The sequence below is a fragment of the Atopobacter phocae ATCC BAA-285 genome (genome assembly GCF_000526675.1).
In the GTDB taxonomy this organism is placed as follows: domain Bacteria; phylum Bacillota; class Bacilli; order Lactobacillales; family Aerococcaceae; genus Atopobacter; species Atopobacter phocae.
In genome coordinates, this window is the sequence record NZ_JAGN01000076.1 from 1 (window position 1) to 2,064 (window position 2,064).

Annotated in this window: 1 protein-coding gene; it reads right to left on the reverse strand. The window is 33.1% G+C overall.

The window, feature by feature from the left end; genetic code table 11:
• Positions 1-296: 296 nt before the first annotated feature.
• Positions 297-1,706 carry a 23S rRNA (uracil(1939)-C(5))-methyltransferase RlmD gene (gene rlmD, locus L866_RS0108140; protein ID WP_025730897.1) on the reverse strand — a complete coding sequence of 470 codons (1,410 nt, stop codon included), beginning with the start codon at positions 1,704-1,706 and terminating at the stop codon, positions 297-299.
• Between the last annotated feature and the right edge of the window lie 358 nt (positions 1,707-2,064).

The window sequence follows — 2,064 nt, forward strand, 5'->3', positions numbered from 1 at the left end:
AATGGCTCAGTTCTACAAGAAAGTATATCAAGTTTAACCAGTAAGAGAGTATAGAACATTGTATAGTATTTTACACAAGATTATGGACTTGACTAGATGTTGTGAAGTATAAACAACCGAAATTAAAATAATACGAATAAAAAAGGACTGAAGTGAATATACTTCAGTCTTTTTGATACTATTTTTTAGCTTCTTTAAATTATAGAATAAAAAAGAGGCGAAGTAACCGTACGGTTACCTCACCTCTTCATCAACCCTATTTGACAAAGGGCCTATAAAACTACTTAAAATGTTTTTTACGATTTCACTTTTTGTAATAACGCTATAGTCTCAACATGAGGAGTCATTACAAATAAATCGACGCCTTGAACATATTTGACTTCATAACCGCCTGCTACGAAATCTTTTAAATCACGAGCTAAGCTACCTGGATGGCATGATACATATACAATTCTTTCAGGTGAAGCTTCAATCATTGTTTGACGAACTCGTTCATCTAATCCTTTACGTGGTGGATCAACAACAATAACATCTGGTTTAATGCCTGATTCAATCCATTGTGGTAAGACATCTTCTGTTTTACCTGCTTGGAAAATAACGTTCTTCACGCCATTTAATTCAGCATTATGTTCAGCTTGTTTAACTGCTTCTGGAATAACTTCAATACCGTATACTCGTTTAGCTTTTTGAGCTAATGGTAAAGTTAATGAACCTAATCCACAGTATAAATCTAAAACGCGTTCTTTACCGGTTAATTGAGCAGCATCAATGGCTTGTTGATACAACGTTTCCGCTTGATCCGTATTAACTTGGAAGAATGAAAGTGGTGAAATATCATATTGGAAACCTAATAATTCTTCACGATATGTATCTTTGCCCCATAAAATATAGTTTTTACGACCAACAATTCGATTTGTTTTATCGCCATTAATATTTTCTACAATCGATACTACTTCAGGTAATTGCTTCGTAATCGGTCCTAATAATTGACTGAAAATTTTAGCTTGACTTGATTTAACAACGAAAATAATCATCATTTCTTTTGAACGCTCGCTGTAACGCACGATAATATGGCGTAATGCACCACGATGCGTTTTTTCATCATAGGCTTCAATTTTAGCCCCTTTATGTGATTCATTGTATTTATTCAATAACTCACGTATAGTTAAAATTGCTTCATCAATCGCTGGATGTTGAATATAAAATTGATCAACAGGAATTAACTCGTGACTTTTTGCTTTATATATCCCTGTTTTTAGTTCGCCATCAATATATTGCACAGGTATTTGTGCTTTATTTCGATAGCCTGTTTGTTTAGGAGCTTCTAATGTTGGGCGAATTTCTGTTTTGATTTCACCAATTCGTTCCATTGCTTCTTTAATACGTTTTGTTTTGAAAGCTAATTGTGCTGGGTAACTTAGATGTTGTAAAGCCATTGTTCCACTAGCAAATCCTGTATGATCCAACGGTTCTACTCGATCTGGACTCGTTACTTCATAAGCTTCTACTTTTCCTACAGCAAAATTTTTCAATACTTTAGTAACTTTGATTGTTACACGTTCACCTGGTAAAGCATTATGAACAAAGATTGGGAACCCATCGACTTTAGCGACACCCATTCCTTCACTGGTTAAATCAACGATTTCCGTTGTGATTCTTGCACGTTCTGTTACTGGTACTTGTTTTTTTGTTGAATTGTTATTCATTCTTCATCTCCTAAATTCTTGACACTGATTTGTTATAATATTGGCTTTAATAATATCGCCCGAAAATTCCTTTTCGTATCTATTATAACACACTGTACGCCATCATACCGATTTCTTCGTAAAATAATAGTTTTTATGTCGAAAAATACAATATATATGCTATTGGCTTATATAATTTTATAACAAAGCATGTAAGTTAATGAACTAAAAGTTAAATATCTTCTCAAAACTTCATACGAACTATCCTATTCTATAATTGAAAATAAGATAAAGTCCATATAATTGTGTAAAAGATAAAAGGTCATATAAAGCTCCTTTTACGGTACAATGTTTTTACCACAAAACATACCTAGGAGGA